Below are 17,801 nucleotides of genomic sequence, written 5' to 3' on the forward strand. Positions count from 1 at the left end.
GCCGGCATTGTAACAGCAGGTTCCAACCGACGCTTAGGCTGAATTATCGGCCATAATTATCAAAAAGTTTGATCTCTGTAGAAGCTGCCGCAGGCTGCGATCTTTTGATTTTGTATTTTAAGATCAAAAGATCGCAGCCTGCGGCAGCTCCTACAGGTTATTCCTCATCGAACGGGTAGGGTTGCTTCCAGCGTTCGAAGATCGGTCTGAGCTCGCCGCTTTTAACCAACTGCGCCATGCGTTGGTCGAACAACGCCATCAGGCTGCGGGCCGCCGGGGTCTTGGCAAAGCACAGGTACAACGGTAATTCAGCGATATGCGTGCGGCGAAACTGCGAAGGATCCTTCGCCCGACTGAGCACCCAATCGACTTCGGTCAGTGCGTCTATGTAGAAGTCGGCGCGGTTCTGCGTCAGCATCGAAACGATGCCGGTACGACGTAGTACTTCGTTGTAGCGGCGGACATTAGGCAGATAATGTTGATAATCGTAGCCACGCACCCACGCCAGACGGTAATTACCCAGGGTTTGTGGGGTCGGTTGCGGGCTGCTGGCCAGGCCCAGGGCGTAGATATGGTCCGTATCGAAGTTCCAGTGCGGATAAAGCACATCGCTGGATTCTTCATGGTAGGAACCGACGCATGCATCGACTTCACCCCGCTCGGCCAGTCCCATCGAGCGCACATAGGGTTCGCTGCGGATGTCCAGCTTGACCCCCGCCGGCTCGAAGACTTTGCGCAACACGTCCCAGCCGAGGCCGTGGCCGTCGGCAGCGGTATAGTCTTCCCAGTCTTCGCTGGCCAGATGAATCACGGACGGCGCGGTGATTGCCTCCTCCGCCTGGACCAGCGCACCGAACAGCACCATCACCATCGCTACCCACCAGCGTCGAGCCATCCCTAGTTCTCCCAATTAATCCCTCAGGCGAAAATCCATACCAGCCCCTGCATCGCCAACCACGCAAACACTCCAGCCAACACGTCATCGAGCATGATGCCAACGCCTCCGTGCACATGCCGGTCAACCCAGTGAATCGGCCACGGCTTGAGGATGTCGAAGAAGCGAAACATCAAAAATCCTGCCAGCAGCCACTGCCAACCTTCCGGCACCAGCCACAGGGTGATCCACATTCCGACCATCTCGTCCCAGACGATACCTTCGTGGTCGTGTACCCGTAAATCATCGGCCACCTTGCCGCACAGCCAGAAGCCGAACAGCATCGTAATGCCCAGCATCAACCAGTAGCCCCAGTCGGGCAACATCTGCCATAGCGGGATAAAGGGTAGCGCAACCAGCGACCCCCAGGTGCCCGGAGCCTTTGGCAAGGTGCCGGAGCCAAAGCCAAACGCCAGGAAATGCCAGGGATTGCGCCAGACCGATGGCGGTACGAACTCCGCCGGAACCTGATTGGGGTGATCTGTCACGGTGTCTCCCGAAAATGTTGGTAGCCCCGGGTTTGCGGGGTGATGTCCTTGCCGTCGGCGTCCAGCAGCGTCACGCCCTGCCCTGCTACCACCCGCCCGACCACATGGATCGGCCAGCCGTCGGCCAGCAACAGCGGCAATTCGACAGACGGTAAGGTGAAAGCCAGTACGTAGTCGTCGCCGCCACTCAGGGCCGCAACCTGTGCGTGCGCCAGTCCAAGAAAATCGACCAGGCTTTGCGACAGCGGCAAGCGATCCCGCTCGACTTCGATGCCGACCTTCGAGGCCAGCGCGATATGCCCGCAATCAGCGAGCAGACCATCGGAGATATCCATGGCCGAAGTGGCCTTGCCACGCAGCGCCTGGCCCAATCCAAGCTGCGGTTGCGGCGACCAGTAATGCGCCAGCAGCGGCTCGGCAATGCGCGCTTGGGCCGTGCGCTGGCCGAGCACCAATGGCAAGGCACCGGCGGCATTGCCAAGGTCGCCGCCCACACACAGCAGGTCGCCCGGCCGCGCACCGCTGCGGGTCAGGGCCAAACCGCCCGGCACGCGCCCGAACACCGTCATGGTCAGGCTCAGCGGCCCGCGGGTGGTATCGCCGCCCACCAGCGCCACGCCGCAGCTCGAAGCCATAAGGTTCAAACCACGGGCATAGGCCTGCAACCAATCGGCGGTCACCGTCGGCAAAGTCAGGGCAAGGGTAAAGGCAACGGGCGTGGCGCCCATGGCAGCCAAGTCGCTCACCGCCACGGCCAGCGAGCGCTGACCGAGCAGGAATGGATCGCAGGGGTCGGCGAAATGTACGCCTGCCACCAGGGTATCGGTAGAAATCGCCAACTGCTCCCCGGGAGGGACAGCCAGCAAGGCGCAGTCATCGCCAATTCCGAGGGCAACGCCTTCGCCGCCCTGCGCACAGGGCGCGGCGGCGAAGAAATTGCGGATCAGCTCAAACTCGCCCATGGCTTCGTGTCGACATTCCAAGCGCCAATCAGCGCTTGAACGCCTTCACTTCAGCTTCACGCAGACGCGGGGCCAGCTTGTCGAGCACACCGTTGACGAACTTATGGCCATCGGTAGAACCGAAGACCTTGGCCAGTTCGATGCCTTCGTTGATCACAACGCGATACGGTACGTCGACGCGCTTGAGCAGCTCCCAGGTGGACAGGCGCAGAACTGCCAGTTCAACCGGGTCCAGCTCTTCGATGGTCAAGTCCAGGCAAGGCTTGAGCGCGGTGTCGATTTCGGTCTTGAACTGCGGAACCCCGTGCAGGATTTCGCGGAAATACGCACCATCGACATCGGTGAAATCGTTATCGACCCGGAACTGCGCTTCGATCTCGTTCAGCGATTGCTTGGCCATGTGCCATTGGTACAGCGCCTGAGTCGCGAGCTGACGGGCTTCGCGACGCTTGACGCTTTTCGATGGCTTGCCAGCATCCGCAGGTTTTGGATCGCGCGGGTTGAAACGATCGCTTTCGTCGCTAATCACTTGGCCTCCAACTGCGCCAGCAGGCTGACCATTTCCAGAGCGGACAGGGCAGCTTCGGCACCTTTGTTCCCGGCCTTGGTGCCGGAACGTTCAATGGCTTGCTCGATGGAATCGACGGTCAGGACGCCGAAAGCGACCGGTACGCCGAACTCCATGGACACCTGGGCCAGGCCCTTGGTGCACTCGCCAGCCACGTATTCGAAGTGCGGAGTACCGCCACGAATGACCGCGCCCAGGGCGATGATTGCCGCGAACTCGCCCTTCTGAGCGACTTTCTGCGCAACCAGCGGAATTTCGAAGGCGCCAGGGGCGCGGATGATGGTGATGTCGCTTTCGCTCACGCCATGGCGAACCAGGGCATCAACAGCACCGCTGACCAGGCTTTCAACGACGAAACTGTTGAAACGGCCTACTACCAAAGCATAGCGGCCTTTAGGGGCGATGAAGGTACCTTCGATGGTCTTCAGGGTCATTCGATAGATCTCTTAAAGAGCCGGGACGCGTCTCGTACGCGCCCCTCGGTGATATTTGAACCGCGAATTCAAGGCCGGAAACAACCGGTCATTATTCGGAGGGCACGTATTCTACAACTTCCAGATCGAAACCGGATATCGCATTAAATTTCATCGGTGCCGACATCAAGCGCATTTTGCGTACGCCCAGGTCGCGCAGGATCTGCGAACCGGCACCCACGGTGCTATAGGTGGTCGGTTTTTTCACCGCCGCGTGGTCTGCGGTTTCGCGGATGTGCGCCAGTAACACGTCGCCATCGAGCGGGTGTCCGAGCAACAGCACCACGCCGCTGCCAGCTTCCGCAACCGCGGACATGGCGGCGCGCAGGCTCCAGCGGCCCGGCTGCTTGACCATCAGCAGGTCGCGCAGCGGGTCCATATTGTGCACGCGCACCAGGGTCGGTTCTTCGGCGCAGACATTGCCCAAGGTCAGGGCCATGTGCACGTCACCTTCCACGGAATCACGATAGGTCACCAGGTTGAATTGGCCCAGTTCGCTGTCCAGCGGCTGCTCGGCAATCCGCTGAACGGTACGTTCGTGGATCATCCGGTAGTGAATCAGGTCGGCGATGGTGCCGATCTTGATGTTGTGTTCGGCGGCGAAAGCTTCCAGTTCGGCGCGACGGGACATGGTGCCGTCGTCGTTCATCACTTCGCAGATCACCCCGCTCGGCTCGAAACCGGCCATGCGCGCCAGATCGCACGCAGCCTCAGTGTGGCCAGCGCGGGCCAGGGTGCCGCCGGCCTGGGCCATCAGCGGGAAAATGTGGCCGGGGCTGACGATGTCTTCAGCCTTGGCATCACGGGCGGCGGCCGCTTGCACGGTGCGCGCACGGTCCGCGGCAGAGATGCCGGTGGTGACGCCGGTGGCCGCTTCGATCGATACGGTGAACTTGGTGCCGAAACCGGAGCCGTTGCGCGGGGCCATCAGTGGCAGCTTGAGCAGTTCACAGCGCTCGCGGGTCATCGGCATGCAGATCAGGCCACGGGCGTGCTTGGCCATGAAGTTGATGTGTTCGGCCTGGCAGCACTCGGCGGCCATGATCAGGTCGCCTTCGTTCTCGCGGTCTTCGTCATCCATGAGGATGACCATCTTGCCTTGGCGGATGTCTTCAACCAGTTCTTCGATGCTATTGAGCGCCACAAGGCACCCCCATTCTTTTAGAAATTGAGTTTCAGGATTTGAGGTAGCCGTTGGCGGCGAGAAAGCTTTCGGTAATGTTGCTGCCGGTAGTTGGCTCAGCGGCCTTGTCGCCCAGCAGCAGACGCTCCAGGTAACGGGCCAGCAAGTCCACTTCCAGGTTCACCCGGCGACCTGGCTGGTACGACGCCATGATGGTTTCGCTCAGGGTGTGCGGAATGATCGTCAGCAGGAACTCGGCGCCATCGACCGCGTTCACGGTCAGGCTGGTGCCGTCGACGGTGATCGAGCCTTTATGGGCGATGTACTTGGCCAAGTCCTTCGGCGCGCGGATGCGGAACTCCACGGCACGCGCGTTCTCGGTACGGGCAACGACTTCGCCCACGCCGTCGACGTGGCCACTGACCAGGTGCCCGCCCAGGCGTGTAGTCGGAGTCAGGGCTTTTTCCAGATTGACCGGGCTGCCGCTCTTGAGGTCATTCATGGCGGTGCAGTCGAGGGTTTCGCGACTGACGTCAGCTGCAAAGCCGTTGCCCGGCAGTTCAACGGCGGTCAGGCATACGCCGTTGACCGCGATGCTGTCGCCCAGTTTGACGTCGCTCAGGTCGAGCTTGCCGGTTTCTACATGCACCCGCACATCTCCGCCTTTTGGGGTCAATGCACGAATACTGCCGATGGATTCGATGATGCCGGTGAACATGGGGTTCTCCTCGAGAACAGAGCCAGCGCTATAGCGATGGCCGGAAATTATACGCTCGCTGCCGGTGAAGGAATGGCGGTGACTCGCCAGTCATCGCCCACCGCGCGAATTTCGGTGATTTTGAGCTCGGGTGCATCCTTCATCTGCGCGAGCGGCCAGTCCAGCAGCGGTCGTGCCGAAGAGCCCAAGAACTTGCCGGCAATGAAAATCTGGAACTCATCCACCAAACCGAGTTGAGCGAAAGCACCGGCCAGCCGTGGACCGGCCTCTACCAGCACCTCGTTGACGCCACGGTGGGCGAGTTCGACCAGTAGCTGGCGCAGATCGACCTGACCGTCATAGCCAGGCACGATCAAGCATTCCGGACCATTGGCGTATTGCTCTTCCACCGCTACACAGGTGGCGACCAGCGCCGGGCCGGCCTTGAAGAACGGGGCATCCAACGGTACGCGCAGACGCCCGTCGACCAGTACGCGTAGCGGCGGACGGCTCATGACCAAAGCGGTTTGATCGGCATCCAGGCCCAGCTCATTGGCGCGCACGGTCAAGCGGGCGTTGTCTGCCAGCACGGTGTCGGCACCGGTCAGCACCACACTGGCCTGGGCACGCAGGCGTTGTACCGCCGAACGTGCCGCGGGCCCGGTGATCCATTGGCTTTCGCCGCTTTCCATCGCCGTGCGACCGTCCAGGCTCATGGCCAACTTGACCCGCACGAACGGCAAGCCATGTTCCATGCGCTTGAGGAAGCCCTGATTGAGCTTGCGCGCCTCACCTTCCAGCACACCGCTTTCAGTGGCGATGCCGGCCTGGGCCAGGCGTTGCAGGCCACGTCCGGCCACTTCCGGGTTCGGGTCCTGCATCGCCGCCACGACCCGCGCCACACCGGCGTTCACCAACGCATCGGCGCACGGAGGCGTGCGACCGTGGTGACTGCAGGGTTCGAGGGTCACGTAGGCGGTGGCGCCACGGGCCAGCTCACCGGCGGCACGCAAGGCGTGGACTTCGGCGTGGGGTTCACCGGCGCGCTCGTGCCAGCCTTCGCCGACGATCTGCCCGTCACGCACGATCACGCAGCCGACCCTCGGGTTGGGGTGTGTCGTGTAATGCCCTTTGCGCGCGAGTTCCAGCGCGCGGGCCATGTAATGGGCGTCGAGGATGGCAAGTTCTGCTGGCGTGGTCATTCTTTCACCGGTTCCCGGGCCAGGCGATCGATTTCTTCGCGGAACTCATTGAGGTCCTGGAAGCGGCGATACACCGAGGCGAAGCGGATGTAGGCGACTTCGTCGAGCTTTTGCAGCTCGGCCATCACCAGCTCACCGACCACGAGGGACTTGACCTCGCGTTCGCCAGTGGCGCGCAGTTTGTGTTTGATGTGCACCAGCGACGATTCGAGGCGCTCGACACTCACCGGGCGCTTCTCCAACGCACGCTGCATGCCGGCGCGGAGTTTTTCTTCGTCGAACGGCTGGCGACTGCCGTCGGTTTTGATCAGGCGCGGCAACACCAGTTCAGCGGTTTCGAACGTCGTGAAACGTTCGCCGCAGGCCAGGCATTCGCGCCGGCGGCGTACCTGTTCGCCCTCGGCGACCAGACGCGAGTCGATGACCTTGGTGTCGTTGGCACCGCAGAAGGGACAGTGCATGGTGGCAGGCAACAAAAAAAGGGAGGGCCATGGTAGCGCATCCGGGTGGCAAGACAAGACATAGGGTTTGCGGTATACAGACGGGATGATCACTGGATCCATGGATTTCACCCTTCCGGAGCTGCCAATGCCGTTACGTCCGCTCGTTTTGCTCAGCCTTTTCAGCCTGTTGGTGGCTTGCAGCAGCGATGCCCCCCAGCCGCCAACGCCTGGCCCGGCGCCACAACAAGCGCAGAAAAAAGCCCGAGAGTCGGCCAACCTCGGTCCTTTGCCGGCCCATCAACGTGAATTGAGCGGCACCCTGCAAGGCATCCCGGATGGCGCCGAAGTCGAGCTGGCCCTGCTGGTGATCGACGACAAGGACCGTCCGCAACAATTGCTCGCCAGTTCCAACCTGATCGGCACCAACCAGGCATTGCCGTTTCATCTGCGCTTCAATCCAGAATCGTTCCCGGCCGGTGCCCGCGTTGAACTGCGCGGCCGCGCCAGCCAGTCCGGCCAACTGATCCTGCACCTGCCGTCACAGCGGATCTATCAGCCGACCACCCAGGCGCTGGGCCAGCTGCAATTTGTCAAAGCGCCATGAAGACGCCGCTGGACCTGCAACAGGCGTTGGGTGAATTGCTCGGCGATGCGCGACTGGTCGCCTGCGGGCTGCCGGAGACTGATCTGAAGCTGTGGCTGATCGATGGCGACAACATGGACCGCGCCTTCAGCCCGGAAGAGACCCGCCGCATTCTGCATGAGCCGCCGTACTGGAGTTTTTGCTGGGCCAGCGGTCTGGCCGTGGCTCGGTATCTGGCGCAGAACCGGCATTGGGTCGAAGGCAAAAGGGTGTTGGATTTCGGTGCCGGCTCCGGGGTCGCGGGGATTGCCGCGGTCAAGGCGGGGGCGCTGGAAGTAGTGGCCTGCGACCTTGACCCGCTGGCGATTGCCGCCTGTCGGGCGAATGCCGAACTCAATGACGTAGCGCTCACTTACTCGACGGACTTTTTCGCCGAAGACGACCGTTTTGACCTGATCCTGGTGGCGGATGTGCTGTACGACCGGGCGAATTTGCCGCTGCTCGATGAGTTCCTCAGTCGTGGCCGCGAAGCGCTGGTGGCGGACTCGCGGGTGCGCGATTTTCGTCATCCGCTGTACCGGCGCATCGAAATGCTGGAGGCCATGACCTTGCCGGACCTGTGTGAACCCGAAGAGTTTCGGCATGTGAGCCTCTACCACGCAAACCGTTAAAAGATCGCAGCCTTCGGCAGCTCCTACATTGACCGTGTGTAAACCCGATCCTGTAGGAGCTGCCGAAGGCTGCGATCTTTTGCGCCAGCCCTTATAGTGAGCACATTCACGCTTCCAAGAGATCCCCCATGAGTCAGCAAACGCCGTACATCTTCGACGCCACGACTGCCGATTTCGACCAGTCGGTGATCGAGAACTCCTTTCACAAACCGGTGCTGGTGGATTTCTGGGCCGAATGGTGTGCCCCCTGCAAGGTCCTGATGCCGATGCTGCAGACCATTGCCGAGAGCTATCAGGGCGAACTGCTGCTGGCCAAGGTCAACTGCGACCTCGAACAGGACATCGTCGCCCGCTTCGGTATTCGTAGCCTGCCGACCGTGGTGCTGTTCAAGGATGGCCAGCCGGTCGATGGTTTTGCCGGTGCGCAGCCGGAGTCGGCCGTGCGGGCGCTGCTCGAGCCCCATGTACAAATGCCGCCACCGGCGGCCGCCGATCCGTTCGAACAGGCCCAGGCCTTGTTCGATGACAGCCGCTTCGCCGATGCGGAAGCCCTGCTGAAAGTGCTGCTGGGCGAAGACAACACCAATGCCAAGGCGCTGATTCTTTACGCCCGCTGCCTCACCGAGCGCGGTGAGCTGGGCGAGGCGCAAGCCGTACTCGACGCGGTCAAGAGCGATGAGCACAAGGCCGCCCTGGCCGGCGCCAAGGCGCAGATCAAGTTCCTCGGCCAGGCCAAGGATTTGCCGGATGCCGCCGACCTTAAAGCGCGCCTGGCAAAAAACCCACAGGACGATGAAGCGGTCTACCAGTTGGCCGTGCAACAACTGGCGCGCCAGCAGTACGACGCGGCGCTGGATGGCCTGCTCAAGTTGTTCATCCGCAACCGCAGCTACAGCGAAGGTTTGCCGCACAAGACCTTGCTGCAGGTGTTCGAACTGCTGGGTAACGATCATCCGTTAGTGACGACCTACCGCCGCAAGCTCTTTGCTGCACTGTATTAACAGCCCCGTCCTGTAGGAGAGAGCATGCTCGCGATGGACGTCAACGATGACGCGTGCTGTCTGTAGAAACGCGCCAAGCATTACGTCCATCGCGAGCATGCTCGCTCCTACAGCCAGCGATAAATCGGCGTATCGCCGCCGCTCTCGACTTTTACATCCGCACTATGACGCAAGCGCACCAACAGGCGCTTGCCCGCCGCCGCACTGCCGGCCAGCCCTTCCAGTTGATCGAGCAAGTCCGGCCCGCTCAATTGCCCGGCCTTGCGCAGCAAATCCCTGGCAACCTGCCACAGCGCATCGTCTTGATTCAGCGGTTTCGCCGCTGGTGCACTGACTTCGGTTTTTTCTACCTGCAGTTGCGCCCCCAGCCGCGCCCAATCGGCGTCATCCATCTCCAGCGTCAAATCCACCGGCCAGTCGCCGATGTTTCCGCGAATTCGCAACATGAGTCAGCTCCCGAACATTTCTTCATGCCCATGCTCCCATGGGGCTTGTGCAACGCCAAGCTGGCAGTCACAATCCGCGCACAAACGTTATAAGATTACATAACATTTTTTTCATCTTGTCTTTCGGAGACTCGCCATGCGCCGCCTGCTTCTCGCCCTGCCGTTTGCCATGTTGCCGCTGGCTGTGGCCCATGCCGCCGACGAACATGATCACGACCATGAGCACGGCAGCCTTGGCGCCCACGAGCACGGCGTCGGGCGCCTGAACGCGGTGCTGGACGGCCAGACCCTGGAGCTGGAGCTGGAAAGTCCGGCGATGAATCTGGTGGGATTCGAGCATGCCGCCGCCACCGACGCTGACAAGGCCAAGGTCGCCGCAGTCCGCAGTCAGCTTGAAAAACCCTTGACGCTGTTCAACCTGCCGACAGCAGCCGGTTGTGGGGTGGCTTCTCAGAAACTGCAAAGCCCCCTCTTCGGTGACAAGCCGGACGCCGACGACGATCACGACAAAGATGCCAAGGACGAGCATCACCACGATCACAGCGAAATCCACGCCCGCTACCAGTTCACCTGCACTACACCCGCTGCGCTGAAAAACCTGGACCTGGCGAATATCTTCAACACATTCCCGGCGACCCAGAAAATTCAGGTACAACTGATCGGCCCGAGCGGGCAGCAAGGGGTTGAAGTGACGGCAAAGGCTGCCGCCCTCAAATTCTGAATTCACTGCAAAACCAATGTGGGAGCGGGCTTGCTCGCGAAGGCAGTGTGTCATGCAACATAGATGTCGACTGACACTCCCCCCTTCGCGAGCAAGCCCGCTCCCACAGGTTAATCAACATTCATGAAATCGGCGCCATGACCCAAGCACTCATCGAACTGTCCGACCTGGGCTTCAGCTGGCCCGGTCATCCGCCATTGCTGGATATCCCGGCGTTTCGCCTGGAACCGGGGGAAACCCTGTTCCTCAAGGGCCCCAGCGGCAGCGGCAAGACCACCCTGCTCGGCCTGCTCGGCGGTGTGCAAAAGCCCGATCGCGGCAGCATTCGCCTGCTCGGCCAGGAGCTGACGGCACTCTCTGCCGGCGCCCGCGATCACTTTCGCGTCGATCACACCGGCTACATTTTCCAGCAGTTCAACCTGCTGCCGTTTCTGTCAGTGCGCGAGAACGTCGAACTGCCCTGCCACTTCTCCAAACTGCGCGCCGAGCGGGCAAAACAGCGCCACGGCAGCATCGATCAGGCCGCCGCCACCCTGCTCGCGCATTTGGGTTTGAAGGACGACAACATCCTCGCTCGCCGCGCCGACTCCCTGTCCATCGGCCAGCAACAACGAGTGGCCGCCGCGCGCGCGCTGATCGGTCAACCGGAACTGGTGATCGCCGATGAGCCGACCTCGGCCCTCGACTACGACGCCCGGGAGAACTTCATTCGCCTGCTGTTCGCCGAATGCCGCGAAGCCGGGTCGAGCCTGTTGTTCGTCAGCCATGACCAGAGCCTGGCGCCGCTGTTCGACCGCCACCTGTCGCTGGCCGAACTCAATCGCGCCGCCACGTCTTTCGAGGTTTGAGATGTATCTGTTTCGTCTAGCCATGGCCAGCCTGTCAAACCGCCGTTTCACCGCGATCCTCACCGCGTTCGCCATTGCCCTGTCGGTGTGCCTGCTGCTGGCTGTGGAACGGGTGCGCACCGAGGCCAAGGCCAGTTTCGCCAGCACCATCAGCGGCACCGACCTGATCGTCGGCGCACGTTCCGGCTCGGTCAACCTGCTGCTGTACTCAGTGTTCCGCATCGGCAACGCCACCAACAATATCCGCTGGGACAGCTTCGAACACTTCGCCAACAACCCGAAAGTGAAGTGGGCCATCCCGATGTCACTCGGCGACTCCCATCGCGGTTATCGGGTGATGGGCACCACCGAGGCGTACTTCGAACACTACCAGTACGGCCGCCAGCAACACCTGGAACTGGCCGATGGCCGTGCCTTCGCCACCGATCCGTTCGAAGTGGTGCTCGGTGCCGAAGTGGCCGACGCATTGCACTACAAACTCGGCGACAAGCTGGTGCTGGCCCACGGTGTGGCCGTGATCAGCCTGGTCAAGCATGACGACAAGCCCTTCACCGTGGTCGGCATTCTCAAGCGTACTGGCACCCCGGTGGACCGCACACTGCACATCAGCCTCGGCGGTATGGAGGCCATTCACGTTGATTGGCACAACGGTGTGCCGGCCCGGGGCAACGGGCGGATCAGCGCCGATCAGGCGCGCAACATGGACCTGACGCCCCAAGCGATCACCGCATTCATGCTCGGCCTGAACAGCAAGATTTCAACCTTTGCCTTGCAGCGCGAAATCAACGAATTCCGCGGCGAACCGATGCTGGCGATCTTGCCGGGCGTTGCGCTGCAAGAGTTGTGGAGCTTGATGAGCACCGCGGAAAAAGCCTTGTTCGTGGTGTCGCTGTTCGTGGTGTTGACCGGGTTGATCGGCATGCTCACGGCGATTCTTACCAGCCTCAACGAACGCCGCCGGGAGATGGCGATCCTGCGTTCGGTAGGTGCGCGACCTTGGCATGTCGCGACGCTGCTGGTACTGGAAGCGTTTGCCTTGGCGCTGGCCGGTGTGGTTGCCGGCGTGGCGCTGCTTTACATCGGCATCGCTGCGGCACAGGGTTACGTGCAAGCCAATTACGGCCTGTTTCTGCCACTGGCATGGCCAAGTGAATATGAATGGACGCTACTCGGTGGCATCCTGATCGCTGCGTTGCTGATGGGCAGCGTGCCTGCCTGGCGCGCCTATCGCCAATCCCTGGCCGATGGCCTGTCGATTCGTTTATGAGGATGTTGAAATGCCCCGCGCTGTCTTTGCGCTGTTGATGCTGGTCGCCCTGCCATTGTGGGCGGCTGCGCCGAAAGAGCTGACCTGGTCGGAAATGATCCCGCCGGATGCGGCCGCGGAAGTGCCGAACATGACGCCGCTGCATGACCTGTCGAAGATGAGCGATGCACTGGCTGCCGAATCGGCTCCGGCCGCGAAGCAGGACATGCCCAACGCGCCGGTGGTCAAGGCCCTCGACGGGCAGAACATTCGCTTGCCGGGCTACATCGTGCCGCTGGAAGTGAGTGAAGAAGGTCGCACCACGGAGTTTCTGCTGGTGCCGTATTTCGGCGCCTGTATTCACGTACCGCCACCGCCGTCGAACCAGATCGTGCATGTCAAAAGCGAAGTGGGCGTGAAGCTCGACGAGCTGTATCAGCCGTACTGGATCGAAGGTGCGTTGCAGGTAAAAGCGTCCACCAGCGAGTTGGCGGATGCCGGTTACCAGATGGAGGCGGACAAGATTTACCTGTATGAATTGCCATAGGCGCGAGGCTTGCCCGCGAAGAGGCCCTCACAGGTTCCCCAAAAAACAATCTCATCCCACTTTCATTGAGCTGCATCAAAAGACCAAATCGTTAGCCGACTTACCATTGGACATCGAACATTTTTAACGTCCTCTGGAGCCCCCATGAACAAGTCCTTGCTCGGCGCCTCGCTGTTTGCCCTCGCGCTCGCGGCCCCGCTCGCCCACGCTCACGAAAAAGGCGACATCCTCTTGCGTGCAGGCGCGATCACCGTCGATCCGAATACCGACAGTTCCAGCGTCAAGGTCGATCAGGGCCCATTGAGCGGTGCCGACCTGGGCGGCGAGGCGACGCTGAGCAGCGACACACAACTGGGCCTTAACTTCGCCTATATGATCACCGATCACCTTGGCATCGAATTGCTGGCGGCCACACCGTTCGAGCATGACGTAAAACTCAAGGGCACTGCCCTGAGCGCAGCCAACGGCAAACTCGGCAGTTTTAATCAACTGCCGCCGACCTTGAGCCTGGTGTACTACCCGCTCGACCCCAAGTCCGCGTTCCAGCCCTATGTCGGTGCAGGCGTCAACTACACCTGGATGTATGACGAACACCTGAGCAGCGAAGCGCGCGCCAATGGTTTCAGCAACTTCAAGACCGAAAACTCCTGGGGCGTGGCCTGGCAGGTAGGTGCCGATTACATGCTGACTGACAACATCCTGTTCAACGCGCAGATGCGCTACATCGACATCGACACGCGTGCGACCGTGGAAAACAACGCCATCGCGCCGGGCACCCGGGCACGGGTGAACGTGGATGCGGATCCGTTTATCTACATGGTCGGCCTGGGTTACAAGTTCTAAACATTCACGTGGTGGTGATGATCGTTCCCCCGCTCAGCGTGGGATGCAGCCAGGGACGCTCCACGTCCCAAGAGCAGACGCAGAGCGTCCATTGAGGCATTCCCAAGCAGAGCGTGAGAACGATCGGCAATCGGCATAGGGGACGGCCTTCACAGGCCGTTCCCCTGCCACACCACCCGGCATGCGGGTCCGCACCGGGCGGTTCGAGAGATTGAGGTTATGAGAGACGCACTAATCCCAGCCTGTCGAACCACGCAATATTAAGCACGCGATTCAGATCAAGACGACTGTTACGCCACCAGCGGCAGGTATTTCCCGCCACCTTCTGTGCCACCTGGATGTTTGCACCAAGTGCTCGTAGCTCACGATACGTCGTCGTTCCACGCCCCCATTGTTTAAGCTGGATAGCTCGCAATCGGTGTCGCATCCATTCGTCCAACTCACGCCAGACGGCTGGGGTTTGCGACAAACCGAAGTAAGCCTTCCAGCCCAAAATGTAAGGTCGCAGCTCATCAGCAATCTGCTGCAAGCTACGGCCACACGAGCGTCGGGTGTACCAGCGTATTCGCTGCTTGAACTGCTTCTGCGCTTTATAGGATGCAGCACGCTTGACTTCGCCGCGGGCTGACCACATCTCATAGCCCAAGAACTTGCGACCAAACGCACTCGCCACTGCACTCTTGCTCGCGTTGACACTCAAGTGCAGCTTGTCATACAGACGCTTCAGCAGAGCCATTACCCGCTCCCCCGCCTTATGACTGCGAACATACACATTCGCATCGTCGGCATAACGCACGAAGCAATGACCTCGACGCTCAAGCTCCCGATCCACTTCGTCCAGCAGCACATTCGCCAGCAACGGCGACAGCGGGCCGCCTTGCGGCGCCCCGCAGCGGCTTTTCTCGACCACGCCATTGATCAGCGTTCCTGCATCCAGATAGGCACGAATCAGCCGGATAACCGCCCGATCCGTGATCCGTTTGCGTAAGCGCCCCATCAAAATGTCGTGATCGACCCGGTCGAAGAACTTTTCCAGGTCAACATCCACCACCACTTTGCGTCCCGAGGACACCTGGCGCTGGGCCGCCAAAACGGCGTCCTGCGCACTGCGCCCCGGGCGAAAACCGTAGCTGTGTTCACTGAAAGTCGGATCGAGTAGTGGTTGCAAGACTTGCAGCAACGCCTGTTGGATCAGGCGGTCGGTGACCGTGGGAATGCCCAACTCGCGCTGACCGCCGTCGGGCTTGGGAATGACCACTCGGCGTACCGGACTGGGCCGGTAGACACCAGACATAAGCTGTTCACGAATCACGACCCATTGGGTCAGCAGATGCTCGGCCGTCTGATCTATGTTCAGACCGTCGACTCCCGCTGCACCTTTGTTGGCCTTGACCCGCTTCCACGCCTGCTTCAGGTTTTCTCTCGCAAAGGCCCGCTCCAGCAGCCCTTGCCCTGCGTTATAGGGTTCATCTTGCGGGCGATTGACCTCGTCGCTGATGGGATATCTCACGGTTTCACCGCTCGTTATCTCCGTCCGCCCCGCGTTTGGCAGGCATCTGACTTCCGGTCTTTCGCATCAACATGGCCTATGACGCTTTCTCTCGTTCGGCCCTTCGTCAAAAAAAAAGACTACTACGGCCTCTGCTGACTTCTCGCTCCGGCTGGCGCCGTCGCCCTTTCAGGCACAAGGCGAGATCTCCCCAGGTAAGAACGCAATCCTTCACCACACAACCGCCGGATTTACACAGCCTGATCCTTGACCACAAAAGCTTCGCGGTTTTGTGCCCGCTCGCCCTGATCGGCTTTGCCTTTTATCCGGTTCTTGTACATCGGCTCATGGCTTCGATTCACGCTTCCTCCCCACACTCGGTCGCCCTCATGCAGTTGCGCTTCACTTCGTTCGCTGTGGTCAGCTTACGGCGGGACTTTCACCCACAAGATTGCGCCCATGCTGGGCGCACACAAAAAAGGCGCCTCAACCGGCGCCTTTTTCTATTGTCCCAGCAACCGCGCCAACCCGACACTCAACGGCGTCGGCTCGGGCGCTCTGAAGCGTTCCAGCAAACGCTGGTTGTTGGCCCGTGAATGACGAATATCGCCGGAGCGTGCCGGGGCGTAGCTCACCGGGGGCAGCTTGCCAACGACCACCTCGAGGGCTGCAAGCATTTGCTTGAGACTCGTCGCCTGGTTCCAGCCGACGTTTACCGCGCCGTCTTCCACCTGGGGTTTCTCGATAGCCTGCACCAGCAAATCGACCAGGTCTTCGACGTAGAGAAAATCCCGCGTTTGCTCACCGTCGCCAAACACGGTGATCGGCAGGCCTTTCTGTGCGCGCTCGCTGAAAATGCTGATCACCCCGGAATACGGCGAGGACGGATCCTGGCGCGGGCCGAAGATGTTGAAGAAGCGAAAAATCACCGGTTCCAGCCCATGCTCGCGCCGGTAGAAATCGAAGTATTGCTCGCTCGCCAGCTTGTCCGACGCGTAGGGCGTCAACGGTGCCTTGGGCGTGTCTTCACCGATCGACTCGCCTTCGCCATTGTTGCCATACACCGCGGCACTGGAGGCAAAAAGCACGCGCTTGACCCCGGACTGGCGCATGGCTTCGCAAACATTTAGCGAGCCGATGAAGTTGCTCTGGTGGGTCTTCACCGGATCGTCCACCGACGCCTGTACCGATGCCACTGCCGCCAGGTGCGCCACGGCACCGCTACCGGCCACCGCTCGGGCGACCAGGGCGGCATCGGCCACGTCGCCGACAATCAGCTCGACCTTGGGATTGTCCAGCGGCAGGTTGCTGCGTTTACCGGAAGACAGATCATCGAGAATCCGAACCGAATAGCCCTTGGCGAGCAAGGCATCGGTGAGATGGGAGCCGATGAAACCGGCCCCTCCGGTAATCAAAACGGGGCGATCAGCCATGACGATAGAACCTGTCCAAAAGACCCGGAAGGGCCGCACGCCAGGCGCGTGGCTTGATTCCGAAGGTGTGCAGAATTTTCTTGCAGGCCAGTACCGCGTGCTGCGGTTCTTCGGCGGCGTCCGGTCGCGCGGCGTGAGCCTGGGCGGTCGGAGCTTCGACGGCCAGCGGATGCAGGGCGCGTGCTTCGGTGAGAATCGCCTGCCCCAAGGCTAGTGGCGTGGTCGCCTCATGCCCGGCGTAGTGGTAGGTGCCCCAAAGCGGCGCGCCACAGTCCAGTTGCTTGAGCACCGAAATGATCACGCGGGCCGCGTCGTCCACCGGTGTCGGATTGCCACGGCGATCGTCGGCCATCAACAGCTCCTGTGACTGCTCGGCGCGGCTGAGGAAGCGCCCGAGGGTGCCGTCGGGACTGTCATCGAGCAGCCAACCGAAACGCAACAGCACGTGTTGCGGGCAGGTGGCGCGCACGCTTTGTTCGATTCGCCACAACGCCTGGCCACGCAGGCCCAGCGGCTGCGGCTCGTCTTTTTCGCTGTAGGCTGTCGCCCGGGAGCCGTCGAACACGCGATAACTCGAGGGTTGCAGCAAGACGATGTTGTGATGCTGGCACAGTTCGGCCAGGCGCTCGATCGCCCGCTCCTGCCCGGCCAGGCGCTGTTCGCTGACCGCCTCCGCCTGGAACCAGTCAAAGTAGTAGGCGAGGTTGATCAACGCGTCCGGACGGGTGTCGTCGAGCAGTTGCGTCAGGCTCGCGGCATCCCAGCCGTCTTGAGGTGGGCGGGGGGCGAGGAAACCGATGTCTTCCTCCGCACCGAGGCGAATCAGCGCCTGCCCAAGGGCATTTCCGCCGCCCAGTAACATAAGGCGCATTCGCATAGAGTCAGCAGGCCCAGTCTGATTGGAACGATGGCTTAATCGACGGCGCCCGCGGGCAATGTCGTCGATAGTTGCCGGAATCGTTGCATTTTGCGGGTTTAGTGCGCAACCGTCATCCGTAAAGTGTAGATGTCCGGGATTTGTAGTGCAGCTACTGGCCTCTTCGCGAGCAGGCTCGCTCCCACAATGAAATTGTGTACACCGGC

At 61.1% G+C, this 17,801-nt stretch carries 21 protein-coding genes; 8 read left to right on the top strand and 13 right to left on the bottom strand.

The genetic code is table 11. The annotated features are described in order from the left end of the window. Nucleotides 1–157: 157 nt before the first annotated feature. The 9 genes from PSUM_RS25540 to nrdR form a co-directional block, all read right to left on the bottom strand. Complete coding sequence (locus PSUM_RS25540; RefSeq protein ID WP_033044775.1) at nt 158–895, bottom strand: substrate-binding periplasmic protein; 738 nt, start codon at nt 893–895, stop codon at nt 158–160. 23 nt (nt 896–918) lie between these two features. Further along, on the bottom strand, nt 919–1,422 hold the full coding sequence (locus tag PSUM_RS25545) for a phosphatidylglycerophosphatase A family protein (protein WP_020796280.1): 504 nt from the start codon (nt 1,420–1,422) through the stop codon (nt 919–921). Continuing rightward, a complete protein-coding gene (gene thiL, locus PSUM_RS25550) occupies nt 1,419–2,384 on the bottom strand; it encodes a thiamine-phosphate kinase (protein ID WP_020796279.1) in 966 nt (321 codons plus the stop codon). Before thiL ends, PSUM_RS25545 begins: the two co-directional genes overlap by 4 nt. Nucleotides 2,385–2,412: 28 nt before the next feature. Continuing rightward, on the bottom strand, nt 2,413–2,913 hold the full coding sequence (gene nusB / locus PSUM_RS25555; protein WP_008000432.1) for a transcription antitermination factor NusB: 501 nt from the start codon (nt 2,911–2,913) through the stop codon (nt 2,413–2,415). Continuing rightward, entirely contained in the window at nt 2,910–3,386 is a 477-nt protein-coding gene (ribH, locus tag PSUM_RS25560; RefSeq protein WP_003228649.1) for a 6,7-dimethyl-8-ribityllumazine synthase, read from the bottom strand. Before ribH ends, nusB begins: the two co-directional genes overlap by 4 nt. A 91-nt stretch (nt 3,387–3,477) precedes the next feature. Continuing rightward, a complete protein-coding gene (ribBA, locus tag PSUM_RS25565; RefSeq protein ID WP_020796278.1) occupies nt 3,478–4,569 on the bottom strand; it encodes a bifunctional 3,4-dihydroxy-2-butanone-4-phosphate synthase/GTP cyclohydrolase II in 1,092 nt (363 codons plus the stop codon). A gap of 31 nt (nt 4,570–4,600) precedes the next feature. Continuing rightward, nucleotides 4,601–5,266 (bottom strand): riboflavin synthase, encoded by a 666-nt coding sequence (locus tag PSUM_RS25570; RefSeq protein WP_020796277.1) that lies wholly within the window; start codon nt 5,264–5,266, stop codon nt 4,601–4,603. A gap of 47 nt (nt 5,267–5,313) precedes the next feature. Next, entirely contained in the window at nt 5,314–6,447 is a 1,134-nt protein-coding gene (gene ribD / locus PSUM_RS25575) for a bifunctional diaminohydroxyphosphoribosylaminopyrimidine deaminase/5-amino-6-(5-phosphoribosylamino)uracil reductase RibD (RefSeq protein WP_020796276.1), read from the bottom strand. Then, on the bottom strand, nt 6,444–6,908 hold the full coding sequence (gene nrdR, locus PSUM_RS25580; protein WP_003228656.1) for a transcriptional regulator NrdR: 465 nt from the start codon (nt 6,906–6,908) through the stop codon (nt 6,444–6,446). Before nrdR ends, ribD begins: the two co-directional genes overlap by 4 nt. Before the next feature lie 127 nt (nt 6,909–7,035). Between nrdR and PSUM_RS25585 the strand changes: the two genes are divergently transcribed. The 3 genes from PSUM_RS25585 to trxA all read left to right on the top strand — a co-directional run bounded on the left by PSUM_RS25585 (nt 7,036) and on the right by trxA (nt 9,145). Beyond that, nucleotides 7,036–7,494: a YbaY family lipoprotein gene (locus PSUM_RS25585; RefSeq protein WP_020796274.1), complete on the top strand. Its 459-nt coding sequence runs from the start codon at nt 7,036–7,038 to the stop codon at nt 7,492–7,494. Further along, the gene (locus tag PSUM_RS25590; protein ID WP_033044777.1) at nt 7,491–8,144 is read left to right on the top strand and encodes a class I SAM-dependent methyltransferase; all 654 of its coding nucleotides are present in this window, start codon (nt 7,491–7,493) and stop codon (nt 8,142–8,144) included. The genes PSUM_RS25585 and PSUM_RS25590 overlap by 4 nt, the downstream gene beginning before the upstream one ends. A gap of 128 nt (nt 8,145–8,272) precedes the next feature. Then, on the top strand, nt 8,273–9,145 hold the full coding sequence (gene trxA / locus PSUM_RS25595; protein ID WP_008065763.1) for a thioredoxin: 873 nt from the start codon (nt 8,273–8,275) through the stop codon (nt 9,143–9,145). 107 nt (nt 9,146–9,252) lie between these two features. Here the strand turns inward: trxA and PSUM_RS25600 are convergent, their stop codons facing one another. Then, entirely contained in the window at nt 9,253–9,591 is a 339-nt protein-coding gene (locus PSUM_RS25600) for a hypothetical protein (protein ID WP_020796272.1), read from the bottom strand. Nucleotides 9,592–9,727: 136 nt separating this feature from the next. Between PSUM_RS25600 and PSUM_RS25605 the strand changes: the two genes are divergently transcribed. The 5 genes from PSUM_RS25605 to PSUM_RS25625 all read left to right on the top strand — a co-directional run bounded on the left by PSUM_RS25605 (nt 9,728) and on the right by PSUM_RS25625 (nt 13,796). Continuing rightward, the gene (locus PSUM_RS25605) at nt 9,728–10,312 is read left to right on the top strand and encodes a DUF2796 domain-containing protein (RefSeq protein ID WP_033043468.1); all 585 of its coding nucleotides are present in this window, start codon (nt 9,728–9,730) and stop codon (nt 10,310–10,312) included. 137 nt (nt 10,313–10,449) lie between these two features. After that, on the top strand, nt 10,450–11,160 hold the full coding sequence (locus PSUM_RS25610) for an ABC transporter ATP-binding protein (RefSeq protein WP_033043467.1): 711 nt from the start codon (nt 10,450–10,452) through the stop codon (nt 11,158–11,160). A gap of 1 nt (nt 11,161) precedes the next feature. Beyond that, entirely contained in the window at nt 11,162–12,427 is a 1,266-nt protein-coding gene (locus PSUM_RS25615; RefSeq protein ID WP_020796269.1) for an ABC transporter permease, read from the top strand. A 10-nt stretch (nt 12,428–12,437) separates the two neighbouring features. Further along, on the top strand, nt 12,438–12,953 hold the full coding sequence (locus tag PSUM_RS25620) for a DUF3299 domain-containing protein (RefSeq protein ID WP_020796268.1): 516 nt from the start codon (nt 12,438–12,440) through the stop codon (nt 12,951–12,953). A 144-nt stretch (nt 12,954–13,097) separates the two neighbouring features. Further along, the gene (locus tag PSUM_RS25625; RefSeq protein WP_020796267.1) at nt 13,098–13,796 is read left to right on the top strand and encodes an OmpW/AlkL family protein; all 699 of its coding nucleotides are present in this window, start codon (nt 13,098–13,100) and stop codon (nt 13,794–13,796) included. Nucleotides 13,797–14,013: 217 nt separating this feature from the next. Here PSUM_RS25625 and ltrA read toward each other — a convergent pair whose 3' ends face one another. The 3 genes from ltrA to PSUM_RS25645 all read right to left on the bottom strand — a co-directional run bounded on the left by ltrA (nt 14,014) and on the right by PSUM_RS25645 (nt 17,595). After that, nucleotides 14,014–15,306, bottom strand: coding sequence for a group II intron reverse transcriptase/maturase (ltrA, locus tag PSUM_RS25630; RefSeq protein ID WP_083348927.1), 1,293 nt, complete (start codon nt 15,304–15,306; stop codon nt 14,014–14,016). A gap of 482 nt (nt 15,307–15,788) precedes the next feature. Then, on the bottom strand, nt 15,789–16,718 hold the full coding sequence (locus PSUM_RS25640; RefSeq protein ID WP_033043466.1) for an NAD-dependent epimerase/dehydratase family protein: 930 nt from the start codon (nt 16,716–16,718) through the stop codon (nt 15,789–15,791). Continuing rightward, complete coding sequence (locus PSUM_RS25645) at nt 16,711–17,595, bottom strand: sugar nucleotide-binding protein (protein ID WP_033043465.1); 885 nt, start codon at nt 17,593–17,595, stop codon at nt 16,711–16,713. Before PSUM_RS25645 ends, PSUM_RS25640 begins: the two co-directional genes overlap by 8 nt. Nucleotides 17,596–17,801: the final 206 nt, after the last annotated feature.

Source organism: Pseudomonas umsongensis (genome assembly GCF_002236105.1).
Classification (GTDB): Bacteria; Pseudomonadota; Gammaproteobacteria; order Pseudomonadales; family Pseudomonadaceae; genus Aquipseudomonas; species Aquipseudomonas umsongensis.

Coding starts and splice junctions, on each gene's coding strand:
- PSUM_RS25625 (WP_020796267.1), top strand. CDS start 13,098: ATGAACAAGTCCTTGCTCGGCGCCTCGCTGTTTGCCCTCGCGCTCGCG.
- ribD (WP_020796276.1), bottom strand. CDS start 6,447: ATGACCACGCCAGCAGAACTTGCCATCCTCGACGCCCATTACATGGCC.
- PSUM_RS25610 (WP_033043467.1), top strand. CDS start 10,450: ATGACCCAAGCACTCATCGAACTGTCCGACCTGGGCTTCAGCTGGCCC.
- PSUM_RS25590 (WP_033044777.1), top strand. CDS start 7,491: ATGAAGACGCCGCTGGACCTGCAACAGGCGTTGGGTGAATTGCTCGGC.
- ribH (WP_003228649.1), bottom strand. CDS start 3,386: ATGACCCTGAAGACCATCGAAGGTACCTTCATCGCCCCTAAAGGCCGC.
- PSUM_RS25540 (WP_033044775.1), bottom strand. CDS start 895: ATGGCTCGACGCTGGTGGGTAGCGATGGTGATGGTGCTGTTCGGTGCG.
- PSUM_RS25570 (WP_020796277.1), bottom strand. CDS start 5,266: ATGTTCACCGGCATCATCGAATCCATCGGCAGTATTCGTGCATTGACC.
- PSUM_RS25620 (WP_020796268.1), top strand. CDS start 12,438: ATGCCCCGCGCTGTCTTTGCGCTGTTGATGCTGGTCGCCCTGCCATTG.
- PSUM_RS25645 (WP_033043465.1), bottom strand. CDS start 17,595: ATGCGAATGCGCCTTATGTTACTGGGCGGCGGAAATGCCCTTGGGCAG.
- thiL (WP_020796279.1), bottom strand. CDS start 2,384: ATGGGCGAGTTTGAGCTGATCCGCAATTTCTTCGCCGCCGCGCCCTGT.
- PSUM_RS25605 (WP_033043468.1), top strand. CDS start 9,728: ATGCGCCGCCTGCTTCTCGCCCTGCCGTTTGCCATGTTGCCGCTGGCT.
- trxA (WP_008065763.1), top strand. CDS start 8,273: ATGAGTCAGCAAACGCCGTACATCTTCGACGCCACGACTGCCGATTTC.
- PSUM_RS25585 (WP_020796274.1), top strand. CDS start 7,036: ATGCCGTTACGTCCGCTCGTTTTGCTCAGCCTTTTCAGCCTGTTGGTG.
- nrdR (WP_003228656.1), bottom strand. CDS start 6,908: ATGCACTGTCCCTTCTGCGGTGCCAACGACACCAAGGTCATCGACTCG.
- PSUM_RS25600 (WP_020796272.1), bottom strand. CDS start 9,591: ATGTTGCGAATTCGCGGAAACATCGGCGACTGGCCGGTGGATTTGACG.
- PSUM_RS25640 (WP_033043466.1), bottom strand. CDS start 16,718: ATGGCTGATCGCCCCGTTTTGATTACCGGAGGGGCCGGTTTCATCGGC.
- PSUM_RS25615 (WP_020796269.1), top strand. CDS start 11,162: ATGTATCTGTTTCGTCTAGCCATGGCCAGCCTGTCAAACCGCCGTTTC.